The organism is Dysgonomonas reticulitermitis, assembly GCF_054601275.1.
On record NZ_BAAHWU010000116.1, the window covers coordinates 1 to 1,666 of the forward strand.

General features: G+C 38.2%; 1 protein-coding gene and 1 pseudogene. Both read left to right on the forward strand.

Annotation, left to right across the window (positions count from 1 at the left end; translation table 11 throughout):
* Positions 1-898: 898 nt before the first annotated feature.
* Positions 899-1,258 (forward strand): annotated as a pseudogene (locus ACYPZI_RS15895) (helix-turn-helix domain-containing protein).
* A 189-nt stretch (positions 1,259-1,447) separates the two neighbouring features.
* A partial coding sequence (locus tag ACYPZI_RS15900; RefSeq protein WP_459603344.1) for a recombinase family protein occupies positions 1,448-1,666 on the forward strand: 219 nt, incomplete at its 3' end.

Consider the following 1,666-nt stretch of genomic DNA (forward strand, 5'->3'; position numbering starts at 1 on the left):
GGATTTTATACTTGAATGAAAATTTCAAAGAACTTTAGTTATCGCTTTTCAATCGACTTATAGTCGACACTCACGCGAATTTTATTCGCAATCAAACCTATGGATTGGAAATCCATAGTGGTTTAGTGGCGTGTAATGGTCAAAGGACTCGATTATGCAGAAAAAGGCATTGTCAAATATGAAGAGCAATTACTGGCCAGTAAAATAAAAACACTGAATAGATTGGCAAGCGAGTTAAATATTGAAATATCTTCGAGATATATCAATGTGAGTAGGAAAGTCTTATAAAACAGCACTTTATGCTTTCATTTTTTCGTATGGGGTACGATTTAGAGCGTTTGCAGAGGTCTTTTTTGACTACGCTTGTCCTGCCTATGTCTGCATAAAACTACGGTACAAAATTACAACTATTTTTTCAATCAAACAAGAAAAACGCACAAAAAATCATATCTGAATATCAATTGTTTAAGTGAGGTGCAAGGTGCAAGCGCATATTTATATATATGCGCTTGCACCTTGCACCTCAAAAATTGACATGTACTGCCTGCCGCTTCCCACTTTAAATCTTCCAATTTCATTTTTTTTTCAGGCAATTTTTAACCTTTGGAATTTTTTTTCGCCTCGTTTTTACTGCATTTCAACGTTGAATTTCTTCATTTTCGGCATAATATGCTTATTTACAGCTATCTGCGAGCAAGCCGAAAAAGTTTAGAGAAAAACGCCCGTTTTGTCTTCTTTTCGCGTTTTATTCATTTCATCAAATTGCTGTTTATTAGCGAATTACGAATTTAACAATCCTGCCTGACAAGCCAATTTTGCATTTTGTTTTCTAAAGTTTAGAAACGGACTTTTGCCGACTTCCGACCTTTGCACAAGTTTAATCAACAAATTGTCAAATATGGAAATAATAACAGTAGAATCACAGGCATTCAAGGATTTAACGGCAAAAATCAACACGATTGCCAAATTTGTCGCCGCCATTCAGAGCAAGGCGGAGGAAGAACCCGAAGACGGTTGGGTGGACAGTTACGAAGTCTGCACCTTTCTGAAAATCAGCGGACGCACCTTGCAGCGTCTGCGTTCCTCGCACTCAATCAATTATTCGCAAATCAGAGGGAAAATCTTCTATCGTATAAGCGAAATTCAGCGACTGTTATAGGACAATGTTATTCGCCGGAGCGACGAACATTTGCAGGACTTAATCAAAAATCATCAGTTGTATGTTGAACAAAGACGAAATCTTAAAACGGACAAATAACGGTTTGGACGTGTTCAAGCATTACGTTTCAGGCGGTTGGCGTGTTGGTCGGAATTTCTTTAATCCGCTGTATAGTAAGCGTTCGGTATTGCGCATCTTGCGCATGCTATCGCCAGGGTTTAACTTTGTCTATAAAATAAGTCACGGTTGTTTATAACGAGAGTCAGCCGACCGTTTAGTAAATGTAAAATGGCAAAAACAGACACAAAAACCTATATTGCATATCTCAGGCAAAGTACTAAAAAGCAAGAGACAAGTGGGCTTGGTATAGCTGCACAACGGGAGATTATCCAAAACTATTTAAATGGAGCATCTATCCTTGAAGAATATATAGAAACCGAAACAGGTAAAGACAACAATCGTCCCAAACTGAAGGCGGCGCTTTTGTTATGCCGTCAGAGTAATTCC